The organism is Bradyrhizobium sp. WYCCWR 13022, from assembly GCF_030435535.1.
Taxonomy (GTDB): domain Bacteria; phylum Pseudomonadota; class Alphaproteobacteria; order Rhizobiales; family Xanthobacteraceae; genus Bradyrhizobium.
This window is the reverse complement of sequence record NZ_JAUIZJ010000019.1, coordinates 75,597-96,486: the sequence shown is the minus strand read 5'-3', so window position 1 is coordinate 96,486 and position 20,890 is coordinate 75,597. Positions and strand designations below refer to the sequence as shown.

Genomic DNA, 20,890 nt, shown 5'->3' with positions numbered 1-20,890 from the left:
TCCGCCCATACTAAGCGCGCAGTGGCGATGTTGTAATTCCCGACGATGGTTCGCAGACAAACTGCGCATCGCGAGCGCGCCGCGCTCGAGCGCCCAACGCGGTGCACACAACAACATCGGAGGGAATACATGACCTTTGGAACCAAGGGCTTATTGGCTGGCATTTCGATGATTGCGATGCTGGCCGCCGCTACGCCAGGCGCTCGCGCCAACGACTCCCTGATCAAGGCGCAAGCCGATTCCAACCAGTGGGCCGTCGCCGGTCACGACTACGGCAACACGCGCTTCAGTCCGCTCAAGCAGATCAACACCGAGAACGCCGGCAAGCTGACGCTCGCCTATTCGTTCTCGCTCGCCTCGCTGCGCTCGAACGAATCCTCGCCGATCGTCGTCGGCAACACGCTCTACGTCTCCAGCTCGTGGGGGCCGAAATACGTCTACGCTCTCGATGCAGCCACCGGCGCGCGCAAATGGACCTTCGAGCCAGATATTCCCGATGACGTGCTGCAATTCGCCTGCTGCGACGTGAACAACCGCGGCGTCTCCTATGCCGACGGCAAGATCTTCGTCGGTCGCCTCGACGGCAAGCTGACGGCGCTGGATGCCGCGACCGGCAAGGTGCTGTGGACGACGAAAGTGGTCGACTACAAGCAGGGCTCGGTCATCACCTCGCCGCCGCTCGTGGTGCGCGACAAGGTCATCACCGGCTTCGGTGGCGGCGAGTACGGCGTGCGCGGCTCGCTGCAGGCCTTCGATATCAATACCGGCAAGCAGCTCTGGCAGACCTTCACCGTTCCCTCGCCGGACGAGCCCGGCGGCGACAGCTGGAAGGGCGACACCGCCCAGCACGGCGGCGGCGCGGCCTGGCTGGTCGGCTCCTACGATCCGAAGAGCGACACGGTGTATTGGGGCACCAGCAATCCCGGCCCGTGGAACACCGCGGTGCGTTCGACCGGCGACAGCAATTTCGGCAAGCTGACCAATCTCTACACGGCTTCGACGCTCGCGCTCGATCCCAACACCGGCAAGATCAAGTGGCACATCCAGACCACGCCGGCCGATGCCTGGGACTATGACGGCGTCAACGAAGCCGTGCTCGCCGACCTGAAGATCGGCGGCAGCACCGTCCCGGCGCTGATGAAGGCGGATCGCAACGGCTACTTCTTCGTCGCCAATCGCGAGACCGGCAAGGTTCTCTCGGCCGAGAAGTACGTCTTCTCCAACTGGGCCAAGAAGTGGGACGTCAACACCATGCGCGCGGAGGAGGATCCGGACAAGCGTCCGGGACCGAACCATCCGGCCAAGGACATCTGCCCGAACCTGATCGGCGGCAAGAACTGGCAGCCGATGTCGTTCAATCCGCAGACCGGCCTCGTCTATATCCCCAGCAACAATGTCTGCATGGACTGGTCCGTCTCTGACGTGTCGTACAAGCGCGGCGTGTTCTATCTCGGCGCCGAATTTCCGACCAAGGAAGGTCCGGGCGGCTTCCTCGGCGAGCTGATGGCCTGGGATCCGGTCGCGCAGAAGAAGGTCTGGTCGATCAAGGAGGACCTGCCGTTCAATGGCGGCACGCTGACCACCGGCGGTGGCCTGGTGTTTGCCGGCAACCTTCATGGCGACTTCCGCGCCATCGATGCGAAGAACGGCAAGGTGCTGTGGAGCAAGAATCTCGGCTCCGGGATCGGCGCGGGACCTGTGACCTACCAGGTCGACGGCAAGCAATATGTCGCCGTCGTCGTCGGTCGCACGGCTGCGTTGCCCGCGTTCCTGGGCGAGGTAGGCAAGAAGATGACGGCCGCTGCTCCCGAGGGCGGTTCCCTCTTCGTGTTCTCCGTCCAGTGACCCTCGCGCGCGTATCCTCCAGGTGACGGGATACGCGCGCGCTTTTTCAGGACAATGGTTGCGGCATCGGCGGATGCCCGGTGCCGCAACCCCTGGTTCAACAAGGTTCCGGCCCAACGAAGCTATGGGAGACGAGGGTGCGTCCGAATCATTCCGGCATTGGCACGAACCGAAATCGCGCCATCTCAGGCCTGCTCGCATGCGTCGCCGCGGCTTTGGTCGTTCCGGCCTCGCCGTTGCACGCAGACGAGGCCCAGCCTTTCCGGCTCTGTGCCGATCCGACCAATCTGCCGTTCTCGAGCGATAGTCCGTCGCAGCCGGGCTTCTATGTCGAGATCGGGCAGGCGCTGGCGCACGCGCTCGGCCGGCCGATCGCCTATGACTGGTACAAGTCCTATTTCGGCAAGCGCACCGTCCGCGTCACGCTGCTCGGCAAGCAATGCGACGCCATGATCGGATTGCCGCGCTCCGAGGATTTCATGGGGCCGGCTGTGATCTTCTCCAACGCCTTCGCCAAGGAGGGCTATGCCCTGGTGGCGGCGAAGGGACAGGCGATCGGCGGCGTCGATGGGCTCAAGGGCAAGCGGGTCGCGGTTCAGTTCGCCAGCACGCCACAAAACCTGCTCGCGAGCCGTGACGACATCCAGAAGGTGACCGTGCTGTCGCCGGAAGAGGGCATGCAGGCCCTCGATCAAGGCAAGGTCGACGTCGCCTTCATCTGGGGACCCGTTGCCGGCTGGCTGAACAAGACCAGCTACGACGATCGCTATCAGATACAGCTCACCGAGGGCGAAGGCCTGTCATGGGATGCCGCAATCGGCTTTGCGAAGACATCCACCGAGCTCCGCGATCGCGTCGATGCCGTCTTGCCGCAGCTTCAGAAGACGATCGGCGAGCTCGCGGTGAAGTATGGCTTGCCAACCGGACAACCGGTGCGCTTCGGCGCGGCGCGAGCAGTGCCGGCGGGAACGACGACGGGGGCGGGAACCCACGCCGGTGTGAGCGAGGTCGCCAATGTGGTGGCGACCGAGGCCAAGGGTGACGCGGCCGCGCCAAGCGCCGCGGCCGTCGGCGCGGGCAAGGAGATCTTCAACGGCACCTGCGCCCATTGCCACGGGCCCGACGCCATCCAGAGCGAGCGGAAGATAGACCTTCGGCTCTTGCATCACCGCTACGGCGACGACACCCGCGATGTGTTCTGGAAGACAGTGCATGAAGGCCGGCCGTCCAAGGGCATGCCGGCCTGGCAGGAGGTCTTCACCGACGAGCAGTTCGACAGCATCTATTCCTTCCTGCAGACGGTCCAGACGGAATCGAACGACTGAAACGCCTTGACCTTACGGGAGTGCGCAGATGTGCTAGCGTCCAGTCACCATCCTCCCGACGCCAGACCGACGCGGGGTGAGTGCGCTGCTGCCGCCCGTGCGGTGGATTTCCTGGAAGGTGCCATGGCCAGCTTCCTGATCATCGATGATCATCCGCTTTTTCGCGAGGCGCTCGGCAATGCCGTGCGGCTGGCGCTGCCCGAGGCGCGGATCCTCGAGGCGATGTCGATCGAGGATGCCATGCGGACCCTCTCGGCCGAGCAGGGAATTGACCTCGCATTGCTGGACCTGTCGCTGCCGGATGCCACGGGCTTCTCCGGCTTTCTGCGGCTGCGCGAGGCCTATCCGCGCCTGCCCGTGGCCATCGTGTCCAGTGAGGAAGACCAGCGTGTGGTCGGCGAGGCGCTGGCGCTGGGGGCCGCCGGCTATCTGCCCAAGTCGACGTCGAAGCGTGAGCTGGCGCAATCGATCGAGGGCGTGCTGAGCGGATCGGTGTCGGTCCCGAAGGATTTCGTGGGGGCGCCGCAGCGGCGCCGCGCCGACGCCAGCAAGGCGATCGAGGTCAAGCTGCGCGAGCTGACGCCGCAGCAGCTTCGCGTGCTCGACCTGCTGCGTCGCGGCCACCCGAACCGGCAGATCGCCCAGGAGCTTCAGCTCGCGGAATCGACGGTGAAGGCGCACATCACCGAGATCCTGCGCAAGCTCGGTCTGTTCAGCCGCAACAAGGCGGTCATCGAGATCGGCAAGATGGATCTGCCCGATCCGCGCAATCGGCCCAATGCGCGCCCCGATCGCGGGAGGTCGTCGTGATGGGCGGTGTGGTTCTTGAGCTGGATCAAGCCGGCGTGAGCTGGCTGGGACATTATGATGGTCCGGCAATCCACCGTCGATCCCGGCGACGTCCAGGCTCTGGACAGACATTCAGGATGGCTCACGCGCGATGCGGTTTCTGATCGTCGAAGACCATCCGCTGTTTCGCGAGGCGCTCGAAGGCGCGCTTCGGATGGTCGAGCCTGCGGCCGAGATTCTCCAGGCGGTTTCGATCGACGGAGCGCTCGAGCAGGTCGCGATGACCTCGGAGTTCGACCTCATTCTGCTTGACCTGTCGATGCCGGGCACCACGGGTCTTTCGGGCGTCATCCGCATTCGCAAGACGTTTCCCAGGATTCCCGTGGTGATCGTCTCCGCGCATCAGGACGCGCAGATCATTTCCGCTGCATTGTCGCTCGGCGTCGCCGGCTACATCCTGAAATCCTCGTCCAAGCAGGATCTTGCGCAGTCGATCGGCGAAGTGCTGCGCGGCGCGGTCTGTGTTCCCGTCGCCTATCGTGCGACGCGTCCGCAGCGTGCCGGCGGCCCCGCGCAGGATCTCATCAAGCGCCTGCACGATCTGACGCCGCAGCAATTGCGCGTGCTCGAAATGCTCAGGCGCGGCCTCCAGAACAAGCAGATCGCCTACGAGCTGAAGATCTCGGAGACGACGGTGAAGGTTCACGTCTCGGACATTCTGCGCAAGCTGAACGTCTTGAGTCGCACCAAGGCGATCGTCGAAATGTCCCGGATCGATTTTTCGACGCTGGCCGCAGAGGGCAATTCGGCGCGGCGCGAGCGGGCCCAGCCGGATCAGCCGTGACGCGATGTTTTCGTGCCGCGCCTCATCAGGCGCATGCAATCCCGCGGATGGTTTCTACGATGAATCAGATCGTTGCATGATATTATTATGATACCGCTACTGTGCATGGGGTTGTTTTGCGGTGTTTGTGCGTGCCGCCGTGCAGCTAGCTCAAAAGGAACGAGAGCAGCGCGCGCATCTCGGCCGGCTTGATCGGCTTCTTCAGCACTTCGAGCCCGCACAGGCTCGCCTCTTTGGCGGCCTTTTCGGAATAGTCGGCGGTGATGATCATGGCGGGCACCTCCATGTCCAGCTTGCGCCTGATCTCGCCGATCGCGGACAGGCCGCTCTCGCCGTGGTCGAGGTGGAGATCGGCGATGACGGCGTCCGGCGCGCCGCCGAGTTCGCTGAGGCGCAGCAGTGCGTCCGCGCCCGACCGCGTGGTGGCGACATCGCAGCCCCAGCCTTCGAGCAGGGCAGCCATCGCCTCGGAGCCCGACGGATCGTTTTCGATCAGAAGGATCTTGGCGCCTTCGAGCCCGCCATATTGCCGTTCCGCGAGCTTGACGGCCTGGGCCTCGTCGCCGACGTCGGCGCGATCGGCCGGCTCCATCTCGAGGGTGAAGGTCGATCCCTGGCCGATCTGCGACGACAGGCGCACCTCGTGCCCGAGCACGGTCGCGAAACGGCGAACGATGGACAGGCCGAGCCCGAAGCCCGCCTGGTCGGTTGCGCTGGCATCGCCGCGCTGGAATTCGCGGAAGATCGCCTCCTGCTGGGCCTGTGGAATTCCCGGCCCGGTATCCGACACCTCGACGTAGACCCGGTCCAGGCGATGCCCGCAGGTCATGGTGACGCGGCCAGCGCGCGTATAGCGGATCGCATTCGCGATCAGGTTCTGCAAAATCCGCCTGAGCATCATCGCATCCGAGGACACCGTCAGGTCCGTCGTGCAGATCTGCAAAGCGAGGCGCTGCCGGGCAGCGATGGGCTCGAATTCATTGCGGAGCTGCTCGAACAGGGGCGCCAGCGCCAGGGGACGCACGTCGGGCTTGAGTGCGCCGGCATCGAGCTTGGCGATCTCCAGCAAGGAGCGCAGCAGGTCTTCCAGCGTCAGCAGCGAGCGGTCGACCTGATCGATCAGCAGGCCGGCCTCCTGCGATTCCATCATCTCCGTCAGTGCCGACAATGTCAGGCGCGCGGCGTTCAGCGGCTGCAGCAGATCGTGGGTGACCGAGATCAACACCGAGGATTTCAGCGAGCTCGCCGCCTCCGCCTGCTGCTTGGCCCGATACAGGCCCTCGTTGGCGCGTTCGACCGAATGCAGTGCCTCACGCAGCTGATACGTGCGGTCGCGAACCTGGTGGTCCAGCGCGATGGCCGTCTCGAACAGCGAGAAGGCGTTGAACTGCTGGTCCATCGAGCGCTCGACGCGGGACATCAACGCGGCATTGATCTTCTTCAGCTTCGCGGCCTCGCGCCGCAGCTGCTCGACCGTCGCAGGATCCTGCCACGTCTCGCTCACGCCTGCCGCCTGCCGATCGCGACGCCCGTGAACGTCTGGTTCACATGCATCGAGCCGAACTGTTCGCCGTAGGTGTGAAAACCGACCACCCGGTTCTGCCGATAGAGCTCGGACATGTCACGGGCGAGCTGGTGCTGCTCGGCATCCAGCCGGCGCAGCAGGCACTCGAAGCCGATATAGAGAGACACCTCGCCGATCTGATCCTGCGTTTGCGCGAAGACGTCCTGCGTCGAGCCGACGAGACTTCGCGAGGTCGCGGCGGTGAGCACCATGCCCTCGTCGATGGCGCAGAAGAAATGCAGTGAGCCGTCGGGCTCGACGCGCTGGATCGACCGCGCGTAGTAGGAGCCGCCGACGCGAACCAGCACCGGGTGGGACGCAAAAGAAAAAGGGTCGAGCTTGGCGTCCTCCATGATCCCGACCATCCGCGAATATTCCTCGGCGGCGGGCTCCGCGTTCAGCTCCTTCACCGTGCGGCTCTCGATGTCGGCTTCGGTCACCACCATCTTCTGGGGCATCGGCTCGAAATTGTCGCACTTGAAGACCCTGAAGGGCAGCGACGTGTTCAGAAGGATCAGGAGGGCGGCATTCGTATAGGCGTTGCCTTCGAAGAACACCCAGGTCTTTTCAAAGCGCAACCCGTCGCCTGCCGACCCTCCGACGACCGGGATGTCGTCGAGCGAGGCGTAGATGGCGGACATCACCGCTTCTTCCCGGCGGCAGAGCCCGTCGATCAAGACCAGGCCGAACGAATTGCCCCGGTCCACCTCTGGCGTCACGCGCAACAGCTCGTGGCGCAGCTCGCCGCCGATCCGCCGCCCGTCCTCGACCCGGAAGCTGTCGAGATTGAGGATCGGCCGGACCACTGCGGAAAAGTCAGCGCGGCTGAATGCCAGCGCCACGACGCTGTTTTCGTCCCAGCCGTCGGGCGCGAGCTCGCCCGCGGTGGTGCAGCCGCAGACAGGGGTCGTGTCGAATTGCCGGGTGATCTCGGCAATGAAATGGTGGGGGTCGTAGTGAGGTGAGAGGAAGACCAGGATCAGGGCGAGGTCGTCCGAAGGCAGCTGCGCCGCAAGCTCGGCTACAGCTCCATCGACGGTCGCAGCCTTCGATTTCGCGACGGCAACGCCGGATGCGTCGCTCATCCGAAAGTCGGCTTGCCCCACTCCGTTTCTCCCTCGAGGCTCACCTTGGTCTTGCGCCAAGTGCCTGACAAGTATCCAGACTGTATGGTTTTTTCGGTCCTGCCGCAACTCGGAGACCGGCCTCGGCCAGCATCTGTCGGGCCGAACAGATCAGCCTTGCCGGGGGTGCCGAATTTACCGCCCTTTATCGATTCTGCCCTAGTTTTGCGCATCCGGGTCCGGGGGCGGGGCGCCTCTCGATTGCGGCTGGAAGAGCATATGGGGGTTGGGAATGTCCGGGCGTACCGCGTCGCCGTCTAAGCGCAGCATCTTTCCGACCCTCCGGTTCCGCGCCAAGATCATCCTCGGCTTTGCCGCGGTGCTGGTGATCTCGGCCGGCAGCATGGCGTTCGCGTATTTCGGCTTCGAGCGGGTCTCATCCGGCGTCGGCTCCTATCGCAGCAGCGTCTCGGAGGCCGATCTCGCCCGCAACATCGACCGCGAGCTGCTCGGCTACCGCTCGGCCGTCAAATATTTCGTCGTCACCGGCAAGGAAGACGACGCCAAGGCGGCGCTGGACGCCGAAGCCAGCCTGAAGAACGCCATCGACCTGGCCGTCAAGAGCGCCAAGACGCCGGCGCGGCAGGACAGCCTCGACAAGCTCGCCAAGGAGTTTGCCAATTTCTCGGCGACCTTCGCCAAGGTCCTCCAGGCCAAGCGTGACAGCGCGCTGCTGGTGCAGAACCAGCTCTCGCGCCAGGCCAACCTGCTGAAATACAAGCTCGATGACATCGGCAACAACGCCTCCGATTCGGAGGCCCAGGCCATCGAATTCGGCACCAAGCAGGTCAATGCCCAGTTCCAGACCGCAAGCGCCGCGGCGACCAATTTCGTGCTGACGTCCGACCAGTCGATCGCAAACAGTGCACTGGCGCGGCTGAAATTCGTCGAGAATTCGCTCGGTGCGGTCTATTCCATGGACGACAATATCGTGGCCGGCCTGAAGGACGCCAAGGCGATCCTCGTCGCCTATCGCGAAGCGCTGCAGAAGCTGATCGCCAACGCCAAGCTGGTCGATGAGCTCGTCACCGAGATGAGCGGCTCGGCGGGCGCGATTCTTCGCGGCGCCACCGCCATGAAGGCGGATCTGGTCGCCGAACAGCAGCGGCTGGATTCGGAATCGGAAGCGACCATCGGGAAGACCGAGCACCTGGTGCTGATGCTCGCCGTCGGCGGCACGCTGCTCGGCGTGATTCTCGCTTTCCTGCTCGGCACCGGCATTTCGCGGCCGATGATCGCGATGTGCAAGGCGATGCGGGAGCTCGCCTCGGGCAATTTCGACGTCGTGCTGCCGGGCCTGGGGCGCAAGGACGAGATCGGCGAGATGGCCGGCGCGGTCGAGGAGTTCAAGGTTCAGGCGGTCGCCAAGGCCGAGCGCGACGCCGCCGCCAGCGAAGTCCAGAACAAGGAACAGGCAGCGGCTCGCCGCTCCGAGCTGATCCGCTTTGCCGATGATTTCGAGACCGCCGTCGGAGCGATCGTCTCCAACGTTTCGGCCTCCGCCGTGCAACTCGAGTCGTCTGCGTCCACCTTGACCCGTACCGCCGAGACCACGCAGACGCTGTCGAGCCAGGTCGCCGGCGTGTCCGAGCAGGCTTCCAGCAACATGCAGTCGGTCGCGACCGCGACGGAAGAGCTGTCGGCCTCGGTCGAGGAGATCGGCCGTCAGGTTCGCGACTCCAGCCGTATTGCCGAAGCCGCCGTCGTGCAGGCCAAGGAAACAGACGGCCGCATCGGCAAGCTCTCTCACGCCGCCCAGCAAATCGGCGAGGTGGTCAAGCTAATCACCGCGATTGCCGAGCAGACCAACCTGTTGGCGCTCAACGCCACCATCGAGGCGGCACGCGCCGGTGACGCTGGCCGCGGCTTCGCGGTGGTTGCGAGCGAAGTGAAGTCGCTGGCCAGCCAGACGGCGAGGGCCACCGACGAGATTTCCTCGCACATCGCGGGCATGCAGGGCGCCACTGCCGAGTCGGTCGCCGCGATCAAGGAGATCGGCGCCACCATCGGCAAGATCTCATCGATCTCGACTTCCATCGCCAGCGCGGTGGAAGAGCAGGGCGCCGCGACCCAGGAGATTGCCCGCAGCGTTCAGAACGTCGCGCAGGGCACCCAGGCCGCCGCGACCGATATCGGCCAGGTCAACCGCGGGGCTGCCGAAACCGGCTCGGCCTCGGAAGAGGTGCTGAACTCGGCCAAGACGCTGTCGTCCGAAAGCACGCGCCTGCGCGCTGAACTCGACCGCTTCATGGGCAACATCCGGGCGGCGTAGGGATCACTCCCTCCCAAACGCCCGCTTCAGCTCCACCTTGGCCTTCTCCAGTCTTGCCCGCTGCATCTTCGGCAGGGGCGTGCCGGCGCGGTTGATATAGAACGTCAGCATCGAAAGCGCGGAGCGATAAGCGCCGGTCTTGCGGCGCGCGCTGTGCTCGGCCGAGCGCTTCAGCGATGCGGCGATCTTCCTCGGGCTCGAGAGTGTGAACACGCCGCGCTTGAGGTCGAGCGCGTCGCTTTGCTTGGTCACGCGCTGCGACCAGCGCTTTGGCGCCACGCGCCTGGTACTCTTGCGCGCGGACGATCGCCGAGCGCCGGACTTCTTGCGTGTTGCTGGTTTGCGCGAATGTGTCGTCTTTCTGACATGAGCCATGCGTCAACTCCTTGCGGCTCCAGCAGAAACGGCCGGTATTCGCGGCCGTTCCCAAGGGAACCGGCCTCTGCCGCAAGCGTTGTCGCAGGTGGCAGGCGGAATGCCGCGTCCCCACGACTCCAGCAACGCGATGAAATTGCAGCAGAGCCCCGCGCTGAACGATGGACCTGCAGTCTCGGCAGCCGCCGGGACCGATCGCATCGTCGAGACCAGCATTCCCGCGCGGCTCGATTCGCTGCCGTGGAGCGGCTTTCACACCCGCGTCGTGCTGGCGCTCGGCATCACCTGGATTCTCGACGGTCTCGAAGTGACGCTCGCCGGCGCGCTCTCGGGCGCGCTGAAGCAAAGCCCGACACTGCACTTCTCCAATCTCGATCTCGGTATCGCCAACTCCGCCTATCTCGCCGGCGCGGTGCTCGGTGCGCTCGGCTTCGGCTGGCTGACCGACCGCATCGGCCGCAAGAAACTGTTCTTCATCACGCTCGCGCTTTATCTCTCCGCGACGGCCGCGACCGCGTTGTCCTGGGATGTCGCGAGCTACGCGCTGTTCCGCTTTCTGACTGGCGCCGGCATCGGCGGCGAATATACCGCGATCAACTCGACCATCCAGGAACTGGTGCCTGCACGCTATCGCGGCTGGACGGATCTCGTCATCAATGGGAGCTTCTGGATCGGCGCGGCAATGGGTGCAGTCGCGGCCATCGTGCTGCTTGATCCCGCGGCGATCGGCCCTGACCTCGGCTGGCGGCTCGCTTATCTCATCGGCGCAATCATCGGCCTCGTCGTGCTGCTGATGCGGATGTGGATCCCGGAAAGCCCGCGCTGGCTGATGATCCATGGTCGCCCCGACCAGGCCCACGCCATCGTCGACGACATCGAGCGCTCGGTGATCGGACGAGATCAGGATGCGGACGAGAGACGCTTTCCCAAGATGCGGCTGAAGATGCGTGATCACACCCCGATCGGCGAAGTCGTGCAAACGCTGTTCGGCACCTATCGTCAGCGCGCGCTGGTCGGGCTTGTGCTGATGGTCGCGCAGGCCTTCTTCTACAACGCGATCTTCTTCACCTTCGCGCTGGTGCTGACCGACTTCTACGGCATCAGCGCCGATCACGTCGGCTGGTACCTGCTGCCGTTCGCTGCCGGCAATTTCCTCGGGCCGCTGCTGCTCGGACGTCTGTTCGACACGCTCGGGCGCCGCGCCATGATCATGTTCACCTATGGTGTCTCGGGCCTGCTGTTGGCGTTCTCGGGCTATCTGTTCTCGATCGGCGCGCTGAGCGCACAGGGGCAGACCATTGCCTGGATGGTGATCTTCTTCTTTGCCTCGCCCGCGGCCAGCGCAGCCTATCTCACGGTGAGCGAAACCTTTCCCTTGGAGGTTCGGGCGCTCGCGATCGCGGTGTTCTATGCGGTAGGCACCGGCATCGGCGGCGTCGCGGGTCCCGCACTGTTCGGGGCGCTGATCGATACGGGGTCGCGCAACAGTGTGTTCGCCGGTTATTTGCTGGGGGCGTTTCTGATGATAGCGGCCGCGATCGTGGCGTGGCGCTACGCCGTCTCCGCGGAGCGCAAATCGCTCGAACAAATCGCGCGGCCGCTCGCTTCAATGGAGTAGACTATGACATCGCAACTCGCTGAACTGGACCAGACACGCGCCATGTCCGACGAAGAAGCGCCCGACGCGGTGCCGGTGCCGCACGCACTCGTCCCGCATCTCGACGAGACCGCGATCCTGCTCGACATCGACGGCACGCTGCTCGACCTGATGCCGACGCCGCGTGAGGTCTGGGTGCCGCCGGGCCTGTCGGAGACGCTGAACCGGCTGACGGAGCGTACCTCGGGTGCGCTGGCCATGGTCAGCGGCCGTTCGCTCAACGACATCGACCTGATATTTGCGCCCGATGTGTTTCGCGCCGTCGCCGGTCACGGCGCGGAGATGCGCCTGACGGTGGACAACGAGGCCGACGACGTGCACGCGCCACCGATGGACAAGGAGCTGAAGCGTCGACTGGCCGCGATCGCAAAGCTCAGCCCCGGCATCCTGCTCGAGGACAAGGGCTATTCGCTGGCGCTGCATTATCGCCTCGCGCCACATGCGGAAAAGGCGATCTATGAAGCCGTCTCGCTGATCCGCGCAGATCTGCCCAATGCACCGATCGAGGTATTGCCCGGCAAGTTCGTTTGCGAGATCAAGCATTCCGGGTTCACCAAGGCGACTGGCGTGCGCGAGCTGATGAAGCATGAGCCGTTTAGAGGGCGCCGCCCTATCTTCATTGGCGACGACGTCACCGATGAGACCGTATTTGCGATCATGCCCGACATGAACGGTCTCTCTTTCTCGGTCGGCCGGCGCGCCATCGGCGTCAACGGTCACTTCGATGCGCCAAACGATGTTCGTGCGTTCCTTGCGCGCCTGCTCGACGACACAAGGTTGGAATAAGGCAACGTCACGCGGGAGCCACATTGTGGCGCGCGCAGTGCCGTGTCAGGCGCAGCTCATGCCGTGGCGAATTCGATCTTTCACCAAATGAAATCGCCGGGTTCCCTGCAAGGAAACTGGTTCCAACGCGCTCGCCCGACTTTGGTTTCATTTCGTGGAAATGATGACAGGAACCATATTGATGAACGGCAGTTAAACGGGGTGGAATGAACAGGAGGGGACGACCTGTGAACTTAGTCGTCGTTTCAAATCGAGTTGCGCGCGGCAAACCTAACGAACCCATGACGGGCGGCTTGGCAGCGGCATTGCTTCCCGTTGTTGAGTATTCGGGTGCCATCTGGGTGGGGTCCTCCGGCCGTGTGCGTGATGGCCATCAGAAGGAACCGTTCGCGGAAATAGAGGCACTTGGCTCGGGCGCCATTGCGACGCTGGATCTGCCGTCGGCGCATTATGGCGGCTATTATGAAGGATTTGCCAATTCTGCGCTCTGGCCAGCGCTGCATTCGCGCAGCGATCTGATTCGCGTCTCGCGCGACGACTACGTCAGCTATCGCGAGGTCAACGCCTTCATGGCGCGCGCCTTGATGCGTTTCCGCAAACCACAGACGGCCTTCTGGGTGCAGGATTACCATTTCCTGGCGCTCGGTGCGGAGCTGCGCGACCTCGGCGTTGATGATCCCATCGGCTTCTTCCTGCATACGCCTTGGCCGGTGGCAGCCGTGATGCAGGGCGTGCCCAATCATCGTGAGCTGATCACGGCGATGCTGGCTTACGATCTGCTCGGTTTCCAGACCGAGGAGGATCGCCAAAATTTTATCGCCTATGCCAGCGGGGAGCTTGGCCTCATCATCGACGACGGCGTCGTGCTCTCGCAGCACGGTCGTACGCGCTGCGAGGTGTTTCCGATCGGCATCGACGCGGAGAAGTTTGCAGCCTATGCCGCGAAGTCGGCGTCGCATCCCGACGTATCGCGACTGCGCCGCAGCCTCAACGGCGAGCGGCTCGCGATCGGCGTCGACCGGCTCGATTATTCCAAGGGTCTCGTCAATCGCATCAGCGCGTTCGATCGGCTTTGGACCGACCAACCGCAGCTCGCGCGCAGCATCTCGCTGCTCCAGATCGCCAATCCCTCGCGCGGTGGCATCGAGGCTTATGGCAACCTCCAGAACGAGGTCGCGCGTCTCGTCACCGACGTCAACGGCCGCCATGGCGAGGTCGACTGGACGCCGATCCGCTATCTCAACAAGGGATTCAGCCAGGCCGTGCTCGCGGGCCTCTATCGCACTGCGCAGGTCGGCGTGGTGACGCCGCTGCATGACGGCATGAATCTGGTCGCCAAGGAATATGTCGCCGCGCAAAACCCTGGTGATCCCGGCGTGCTCGTGCTCTCGAAATTCGCCGGTGCCGCCAACGAACTCGATACCGCGCTGCTGGTCAATCCGCACGACATCGACGGCATGGCACGAGCGATCGCTGTCGCTGCCGCGATGCCGCTCACCGAGCGCAAGATGCGGTGGGAGGCGATGATGAAGACATTGCGCGGCCACACCATCCAGCAATGGTCGTCGGATTTCGTCGCCGAGCTGGAGAAATGCCGCACCGAGAAAGTCGGAGCGGCGCCGCTCGCTGCCCAGCCGCCGCAGGCGCTGCGCTGGCTGAAATCCGCGATCTCAGGTGTGCGGTTGATCTAGCCTCTTTGCCTCTCCCGGTCCTCGACGGGAGAGGCGAGCTCTCAATAGCAATACGACACGCCATCCAGGATTGCGCATTGCCGCTTGTTCGGCGCGTTCGGATCATCCATCGGCACAACACCCTTGCCCTGGCCGACGAACACGCCGGGCCCGACATGCACCGAACTCTTGTTGCCGACGATCACGCTCTGATGCGGCGTCGAGCTGGAACGGGTTCCGTCCGGCCAGAGGATGGCGTCACCTGAAAGGATCCCGCGCCGCCCGTCGTCGCAGGTCACATCGACACCTTGACGCGTGCAGGCCTGGGCCTGAGCCGGGGCGGTAAAGCCGGCGCCAATGGCAGAAATCAGGCTAAGGGCAGCGAGGGTCTTGCGGATGGTCATGGCGTCCCCGCTCATGTTTGGCGTCGTCAGGTGAATCGTCGCGCCAAACCCGCGACCGGTTCAGTCTAAGTCGGGTTCCGGATGGGTTCGCACGGTGATATATTCTCCAGTAAATACAATATGTTGCGGAAAATTCATCCGATTTACCCGCGATCCCTTGCAAAATCCCCGTCGCCCCTTCAAGAGAGGGCGCTCCGGAGAGATGGCCGAGTGGCTTAAGGCGCACGCTTGGAAAGCGTGTGTGCGGGAAACCGTACCGTGGGTTCGAATCCCACTCTCTCCGCCATGCGTTTCGTCTAATCCTTTGATTTAAATGCAATATTTTATATGATGTTGCCGCTAGCCCCCAAATCGATCCCCAAATTGGGCTAAAGACTGGATGGACTCAATCTGCGATCGAAAATAGTGTCTCTGCACGGCGGGGGCTGGGTATGAAGAATAGAATTCTTCGCGTAGGCAGTATTGCTTTAACGATCGTTTTGTCATCGGCCATACCGTCCAAACTTTTGGGGGCGACCTTCAAGAGTGTCGCGGCTAAGGATGGCAAGACCATAATTTTCTTAACGGGTGAAATCATCGAAGGCGATGCCGACACCCTCAAGGCTGCGATAAAAAGCGCGAACGATGCGGGGAAGCTCGTCTCCGGCGTGCGGTTGAATTCCCCGGGCGGGAATCTGCTAGAGGGCCTTAAACTTGCGGACGCAGTGCGTTTTGCAAAGGTCGCAACCAATGTTGCAGCAAATGCAACCTGTGCTTCGGCATGTTTCCTTGTTTACGCAGCCGGCTCGACGAAATTCGCGAACTACAATGCTCAGGTTGGAGTGCATGGTGCGTCGGACAAGCAAGGCGAAGAAACGGTAGCATCAGGTGCGGCTACTGTGTCCATGGCGCGGGCTGCGAAGGACCTGGGTGTGCCAGCCGCAATTATCGGCCGAATGGTTGTAACGCCTCCCAGCGAAATGGTCTGGCTTACCCCTCAGGATTTGCAGTCAATGGGGACGACCATGGTTGGGAAACCATCTCAAACCCCTATTTCGCCGACGGCGACAGCTGACTCTTCAATTATGCCGAAGCAGACGCAACCGGGCGAGCCAACACAGTTGCAGCCGCAGACCAAAAGTGCAGCGCAGACTTCGTGGGCTGAGTTCCTGGATAAAGTCATCAAGCGGTCAGCGGATCAAAACAATGGTAAGCCGTATTACACCCGCGGCTGCCAGCCAGAATTTAAGACATGCTACGATGCCGTTTCGGTCGTCGCGAGTGACGGCAAGCTGAGTATGGTGAAAGTTACCAAGGATATGAAAGACAAGATTATCCGGAGGGAAATCTGCTCGTTTAATGATTCCGCCGATATTCGAACTTGTTACGATTGGGATGAAGGGACTGCGCATCGCGATATGAAGGATTCCAGCGGAAACTGGTACAAAATTGCGGACGAATAGCAGTCAGCGCCGTGGCTTTCCCGATAATGCTGCTTCCCAACTCGTGTCGCCGCAACAAAACGGCAGGGCTTAGGGGCACCTCTCTATGACAGACCTATGGTACTACGCGGAAGGAGAGGAGTCCCGCGGACCGCTACCGATGGACCAACTGATCCCGCTGCTCGTACGAATTTCCGATCCTCGCCGTATCAAGCTATGGCGCTATGGCTTTGATGATTGGAAGCCGATTGAAGATGTCCGCGAAGTCGCGCAGCAGGTTTTTCGGCCGCCGTCCCTGAACCCCGGGCCGCCCCCTATACCCTCCACATCGGCTCCGCGCGTGCGCGAGCCGGTTGTCGACGCGGAGGACGCCGCCCATTTCAAAGACGTAAAGCCGGAGCTCACAGGTCTCGGCGGGTGGCTGGCGCTCATCGGATTCGGGCAGGTTACCGGTAGCCTGCGCTTTCTAGTCACCATCGGCGAATACTATAGCAAAATCGATGGCCAGCTTTTCACGAAGTTCCCCACCACCATGTGGGGGGAAGCCGCGATGAACGGAGCGCTTATTTGGCTCTTTGCGTACACGACGCTGTTGTATTTTCGGCGGTCGCGCAATTTTCCGCGCTACTTTATTTTTCAATTCGTCGCTGCGATTTGTACACCGATCGTTTCATTGCTATGGGCGGCATTCACGATTGCGGTCGCCACCGGCAGGCCGTTCGCCGATTTCCTAAGCTTTGATTCGAAAGACGGTAGCCAACTGGTTGCCGTCATGATCGGCGCGGCAATTTGGATTCCGTACATCCGGAAATCCCGCCGTGTGGCGAACACATTTACCCAATGACGGCAATGCGCTGCATAAGAGATTGGTTGTCAGACAATGCCAAAAAGGCGGATCACCGATCCGCTATTCGCTTAGAGCCTGTTTGTTTCTAGGGCGCGGGCACTACGGACCAGTGCCGAAATCTCCCGCCGTCGCAAAATCGCATCCCTGGTAAAACGGCCGTGCTTGAATGCGTTCTGATTGCCTTTCGGCGCTCCCGGTGAGGGCCCCCCGTGCATCCTGCACCTACCGTTTGCCATCGCTGGCGACTGGCATGGCTTCCCGTTCCGACTTCTCGCCCCGCAACGTTTCGCCCGGCGCATATCCAAGAGCATGGGGTTGATCCTCCGATTTGGTTAGCACCCCACCCCCCGCGACGTTGCCAACAATAGCTTGCCCGCCGCTGTGAACGTGTACGTGCTCGACCGTGACTTTCTGTTGCCCCTTGCCGCGGTGGCGATTCAGTGCCTCCAGCAACGTGGTGTGCGTTCGTGAAAGCTTGTTTGCTTGATTTAGATTTTCTTTCCGGCCTTCAAACGTCTGTTCCGAAATCATCGCCCGCCGATAGCATTCCATCGCCGCATTATGTGAAGCCAGCAACTGCGCTGCCAACATACCCTCCAGTTCGTCCTTTGGCTCGAGGCCGGCGAGAAAGCTGAGAGAAGCCGATTGCAGCTTATGGGTTCGATCTGCATCCGGACTGTTCCCGTACCAAGCAGAGGACAGCGCTTGATTGGCGACGGTGCCGTTCCAGGCATCGAATTTGGATCCCCCGATATACGTCAGCTTTGGATCGGAGCTGTCCAGCTTATGCGTTCTCGCCGGCGGCGCCTTACTTTCCTTCAGGGCAGTTTTCGCTTTCGTCATTCGATGTCCATTTCTGAGACCGTGAGACCGGCGGTTCGCTCGCTACAGCGCACCTTGGGGGCGCGCTTCGCGAACCGCCTTCCCCCTATGGTAAACTATATGTGTGCCTCGGATTGATACCGCGACAGCTGACTTCTGAACCCCCACGGTACCAATCGAGGGCACCGTGAGGCCGATATTGGTGATTTTCATGCGGCGCGGTGGATCTGATTTGGTACCGCGACGGGAGATTTTGACACCGGCTTTTGTTTTTCCCGGCCCCAACTCATGAACCTCTTGCTCGACAGCTCTCCGGTGACATCGCAACCCCACCAGGTCAGTCGCCACTCCGTGGCGTGCAGCGCCTTTCGGCTGAACGCTCCCTTTGTCATGCAGTCGATAAAGCCACGCTCCTGCAATTCGACAAAGGCGCGCTGAGCTGTGCCGCGTGCGATGTTGCACCGTTCCGAAGCCCGCCGGATCGAAAGCCCAAGCCTGCCATTGTTCGTGCCGTCGTGACCTCTGGCAATTTCGATCAGGACGGCGCGGGCAGGACAGGTGAGGGACAGATAGGCCGGCGAATCCAACATCCACCGATACATGCGCACATGAGGAGCATCGAGCCGCTTGTTCCGTCTACGGGGCTTCGGCACGGCACCCCCTTAGAACGGCCGGAACCCTGTTCGTGATTGTTCGCGATGTTGGGCGGGCCTGAAGTGCGGGCGGGGCCGAATCCCCGCCAGCGACGATTTGTGGGCCAGGAATCGCCATCATGATTTGCCGCCCTTGGTTTCAAGGATGGTAATCAAGCTCCGCAGGACATAGCGCGCGTGCTCGCCGGCGAATGGCCCACCGTGGCTCTCCCGTATGGTCTCGATGATGATGCCGGCCTTGCGGAGCTTGTGAACGTACCCGCTCCAGCGCGGACCAGGATGATCGATCGGAGTGCAACCGTTGTCGTTGGCAGCCTTCAGTTCTAGCAACGCCCATGCGTCGCGTCCGCGTAGCGTGACGACTTGCCCGGCTTCGCCGATCTGGGCCTTTACGATCAGAATCATCGGCGGCCCTCCCAGTCAGAGAAGCCCGCGTTTGCAACTATGGTTTGGGCGGTGGCGAGGGAAACCCTGCACCGTTTTGCCACCCACCGGACGCGATAGTCATGAGCAGGAATTGCTCGGCTGGCGGCCCAATCAAACAGGTCTGGGAAGTGGAGTTGTCGGTGAATGCGTGCTACACGCTTCATTGTCAGAATTCCTTTGCAAGAGGGTCTTGGCGATAACCTCGGAGCGGTCTCGACCACTGCTCCGGGGTTTTTCATTTGAAATGCAGTCACGCTGCACCTGGAAGCGCGGCCAGGAATTTGCGCAAGTCGTCGCGCAGCACGAGAGTACGCTTCCCGCACTTCCGCGCCTTCAAAGCGCCATCGCTGATTGCTTGGTAGATTTTGGTTTTGCCGATTCCGGCTACTGCGCAGGCTTCCGAAATGGAAAGAGCCTCGCGTTCCAACGGCGTCATTGCGACATCTCCTATTCCGTTCGCGAACAATCTCACGAACGCAGGCGGAGCATCGCGGCTGTGCGGTTATAAGTCGGCCAGCAATGGCCTAAAATGGCCAGCAATCCATTATTGGCTATTTCAGGCTGAGTTCTTCTTCGAACGCCACGCCGCTACGATAGGGCCAATCCTTGCGCGGATCAGACTTGGAGCAGGTGTTTTCCCCTCCCCTTTTTCGGAGAAGTGGTCAGCTAGGCATCGCTCCAGGTCAGCTTGAGATTTCCAATTGTCCATTTGATCGGGCTCATCGAAATCGCCCCTGGCTTCTAGTTGCTGTTCAACGAACAGCTTGGCTTCGACCCAATCGTATTGAGCTTTTCTTCCACTCTTTCGCTTGGGGGCTTCGGAAGCATCCGACAAAGCCGAGCTATCCTGAAAGCTTACCTCGCGAATGACATCGCTTTTTCTTACCTGCAAGTGAGTCCAGGCGGCACCACCAGACTTGGATAAGTAGAGCTGGTCGTTGAAATCATTATTCCAATGTTCTTCGTCCACATACGGGATGCAGCTTATCCACGGCTTGTCCCCGGTTATCATGTCAAATGAATCGCGCAGAGGTTCGCTTACGAGTACTCCAGCGAAAACGTGGCCCTCAATCGGCTTCGGCGCGCCGCCTGACTGCGGGGTGCCAATGATCTGCACCTCGCCGGTCGATATGAGCGGAAGAAGCCTATCGACGCTGGCTTTCCATAATCTCGAATCTTCAAGGTGTTGTATATTACGACCGGCTTCCGTCATGATCCAATGGACAACAGAACAGAAAGGTACATAACCTGCCGTGCCCACACGCATCATCGGTTCGATCATATAGGGTTCGACAAGAGATTCCCCCCAAATTTCCTTTAGAGTGTCGCGCGGAAGTTTTATCGCCGAGAACGCTGCTTTTCGATCTAGGGCATCGTGCTTGAGCACATCGCGTTCCTCTTCTTCAAAGAGTTCCAGGTACGGCCACTCTCTCTGCGGGATATCTACAACATTGCCGGCGAGGTCTTTCGCGATAGCCACAACACGGCCAGCTGCGAGCGCGGCAAACAGTTGTTTCTCCGCCTCCGCAACTGTCATTTGCGCGGTTGTAGGCAGGCTTTTGGTAGAAATTAGATAGGCCTCGACCAAGCGTAGGCGGGCGGTCGTCGAATGTAGAACTGACTTCAACTCGTGACCGTCAATGCGCTCGAAGCCGGTGCCGTCGCTGTTTGGAGCATTCCATGATCCAGGCACCCAGTGAGACCAGTTTTCGCGAAATTCAGCGCAGTGTTCGCGAACGCTTCCGGCATTACGCCATGCAATCCAAGCAAGCGCCATTGGAAGCGACCACCAAGGCATTTCGTCTGGGTCAAAACTGATTGGATCGGGTTTGGAAGCGAGGGGACCAATTCCTCGTCTTATGGCCTCTCGCTCAGCTTCGTCCGGAGAGAATCGCCCCCGACGTACCAAGTCGAGCAAAACATCTCGGGTGTCCGCCTTCCAGTCCTGCCACTCCATCATGCACCTTGCGACGCACCGAAGGGTCGCGCGGAAACCGGTGGTGCTGCCGGCTTGTCGGATGGCCGTCCTATCCGCGCAAACGTATTCTAGCCATAATAGGCTGAGT

20 protein-coding genes and 1 tRNA gene are annotated in these 20,890 nt (G+C 61.8%); 11 read left to right on the top strand and 10 right to left on the bottom strand.

All coding sequences use genetic code 11. From position 1 onward, the window contains the following. Positions 1–129 precede the first annotated feature (129 nt). The 4 genes from QY049_RS25845 to QY049_RS25830 all read left to right on the top strand — a co-directional run bounded on the left by QY049_RS25845 (position 130) and on the right by QY049_RS25830 (position 4,803). Positions 130–1,845 carry a PQQ-dependent methanol/ethanol family dehydrogenase gene (locus tag QY049_RS25845; protein WP_258764651.1) on the top strand — a complete coding sequence of 572 codons (1,716 nt, stop codon included), beginning with the start codon at positions 130–132 and terminating at the stop codon, positions 1,843–1,845. Between the two features lie 137 nt (positions 1,846–1,982). Beyond that, the gene (locus tag QY049_RS25840; RefSeq protein WP_258764652.1) at positions 1,983–3,170 is read left to right on the top strand and encodes a transporter substrate-binding domain-containing protein; all 1,188 of its coding nucleotides are present in this window, start codon (positions 1,983–1,985) and stop codon (positions 3,168–3,170) included. 123 nt (positions 3,171–3,293) lie between these two features. After that, positions 3,294–3,980 (top strand): response regulator transcription factor, encoded by a 687-nt coding sequence (locus QY049_RS25835; RefSeq protein WP_194479059.1) that lies wholly within the window; start codon positions 3,294–3,296, stop codon positions 3,978–3,980. A gap of 130 nt (positions 3,981–4,110) precedes the next feature. Continuing rightward, positions 4,111–4,803, top strand: a complete 693-nt coding sequence (locus tag QY049_RS25830) for a response regulator transcription factor (protein WP_258764653.1) — start codon at positions 4,111–4,113, stop codon at positions 4,801–4,803. Between the two features lie 145 nt (positions 4,804–4,948). Here the strand turns inward: QY049_RS25830 and QY049_RS25825 are convergent, their stop codons facing one another. Beyond that, positions 4,949–6,307, bottom strand: coding sequence for a hybrid sensor histidine kinase/response regulator (locus QY049_RS25825; protein ID WP_194479061.1), 1,359 nt, complete (start codon positions 6,305–6,307; stop codon positions 4,949–4,951). Beyond that, positions 6,304–7,473 carry an FIST N-terminal domain-containing protein gene (locus QY049_RS25820; protein ID WP_194479062.1) on the bottom strand — a complete coding sequence of 390 codons (1,170 nt, stop codon included), beginning with the start codon at positions 7,471–7,473 and terminating at the stop codon, positions 6,304–6,306. Before QY049_RS25820 ends, QY049_RS25825 begins: the two co-directional genes overlap by 4 nt. Before the next feature lie 250 nt (positions 7,474–7,723). Between QY049_RS25820 and QY049_RS25815 the strand changes: the two genes are divergently transcribed. Further along, complete coding sequence (locus tag QY049_RS25815) at positions 7,724–9,763, top strand: methyl-accepting chemotaxis protein (protein WP_258764654.1); 2,040 nt, start codon at positions 7,724–7,726, stop codon at positions 9,761–9,763. Positions 9,764–9,766: 3 nt separating this feature from the next. On the opposite strand, the gene QY049_RS25810 is transcribed toward QY049_RS25815, so the two are convergent. Beyond that, positions 9,767–10,138, bottom strand: coding sequence for a DUF3175 domain-containing protein (locus QY049_RS25810; protein ID WP_258764655.1), 372 nt, complete (start codon positions 10,136–10,138; stop codon positions 9,767–9,769). A 130-nt stretch (positions 10,139–10,268) separates the two neighbouring features. Here QY049_RS25810 and QY049_RS25805 point away from each other — a divergent pair, with 130 nt between their 5' ends. The 3 genes from QY049_RS25805 to QY049_RS25795 all read left to right on the top strand — a co-directional run bounded on the left by QY049_RS25805 (position 10,269) and on the right by QY049_RS25795 (position 14,272). Further along, positions 10,269–11,756, top strand: a complete 1,488-nt coding sequence (locus QY049_RS25805) for an MFS transporter (RefSeq protein WP_194482563.1) — start codon at positions 10,269–10,271, stop codon at positions 11,754–11,756. Positions 11,757–11,759: 3 nt separating this feature from the next. After that, positions 11,760–12,581, top strand: a complete 822-nt coding sequence (gene otsB, locus QY049_RS25800; protein WP_258764656.1) for a trehalose-phosphatase — start codon at positions 11,760–11,762, stop codon at positions 12,579–12,581. A gap of 227 nt (positions 12,582–12,808) precedes the next feature. Further along, positions 12,809–14,272: a trehalose-6-phosphate synthase gene (locus QY049_RS25795; protein WP_258764659.1), complete on the top strand. Its 1,464-nt coding sequence runs from the start codon at positions 12,809–12,811 to the stop codon at positions 14,270–14,272. A gap of 41 nt (positions 14,273–14,313) precedes the next feature. Here QY049_RS25795 and QY049_RS25790 read toward each other — a convergent pair whose 3' ends face one another. Then, the gene (locus QY049_RS25790; RefSeq protein ID WP_258764660.1) at positions 14,314–14,655 is read right to left on the bottom strand and encodes a hypothetical protein; all 342 of its coding nucleotides are present in this window, start codon (positions 14,653–14,655) and stop codon (positions 14,314–14,316) included. A gap of 196 nt (positions 14,656–14,851) precedes the next feature. On the opposite strand from QY049_RS25790, the gene QY049_RS25785 reads away from it, so the two are divergent. From QY049_RS25785 to QY049_RS25775, 3 genes are all read left to right on the top strand, one after another. After that, positions 14,852–14,941: transfer RNA gene (locus QY049_RS25785), tRNA-Ser, on the top strand. 145 nt (positions 14,942–15,086) lie between these two features. Next, positions 15,087–16,097 carry an ATP-dependent Clp protease proteolytic subunit gene (locus QY049_RS25780; RefSeq protein ID WP_301270094.1) on the top strand — a complete coding sequence of 337 codons (1,011 nt, stop codon included), beginning with the start codon at positions 15,087–15,089 and terminating at the stop codon, positions 16,095–16,097. A gap of 85 nt (positions 16,098–16,182) precedes the next feature. Further along, positions 16,183–16,920, top strand: a complete 738-nt coding sequence (locus QY049_RS25775) for a DUF2569 family protein (RefSeq protein WP_301270093.1) — start codon at positions 16,183–16,185, stop codon at positions 16,918–16,920. Positions 16,921–16,991: 71 nt separating this feature from the next. Here QY049_RS25775 and QY049_RS25770 read toward each other — a convergent pair whose 3' ends face one another. The 6 genes from QY049_RS25770 to QY049_RS25745 all read right to left on the bottom strand — a co-directional run bounded on the left by QY049_RS25770 (position 16,992) and on the right by QY049_RS25745 (position 20,784). After that, a complete protein-coding gene (locus QY049_RS25770) occupies positions 16,992–17,222 on the bottom strand; it encodes an HGGxSTG domain-containing protein (protein WP_301270097.1) in 231 nt (76 codons plus the stop codon). After that, positions 17,146–17,766: a hypothetical protein gene (locus QY049_RS25765; protein ID WP_301270092.1), complete on the bottom strand. Its 621-nt coding sequence runs from the start codon at positions 17,764–17,766 to the stop codon at positions 17,146–17,148. The genes QY049_RS25770 and QY049_RS25765 overlap by 77 nt, the downstream gene beginning before the upstream one ends. Positions 17,767–17,954: 188 nt before the next feature. Then, positions 17,955–18,398 carry a hypothetical protein gene (locus QY049_RS25760; RefSeq protein WP_301270091.1) on the bottom strand — a complete coding sequence of 148 codons (444 nt, stop codon included), beginning with the start codon at positions 18,396–18,398 and terminating at the stop codon, positions 17,955–17,957. Between the two features lie 117 nt (positions 18,399–18,515). Continuing rightward, complete coding sequence (locus QY049_RS25755) at positions 18,516–18,803, bottom strand: hypothetical protein (protein WP_301270090.1); 288 nt, start codon at positions 18,801–18,803, stop codon at positions 18,516–18,518. A gap of 271 nt (positions 18,804–19,074) precedes the next feature. Then, entirely contained in the window at positions 19,075–19,260 is a 186-nt protein-coding gene (locus tag QY049_RS25750; protein ID WP_301270089.1) for a helix-turn-helix domain-containing protein, read from the bottom strand. Between the two features lie 120 nt (positions 19,261–19,380). Then, positions 19,381–20,784, bottom strand: coding sequence for a hypothetical protein (locus QY049_RS25745; protein WP_301270088.1), 1,404 nt, complete (start codon positions 20,782–20,784; stop codon positions 19,381–19,383). Positions 20,785–20,890 lie beyond the last annotated feature (106 nt).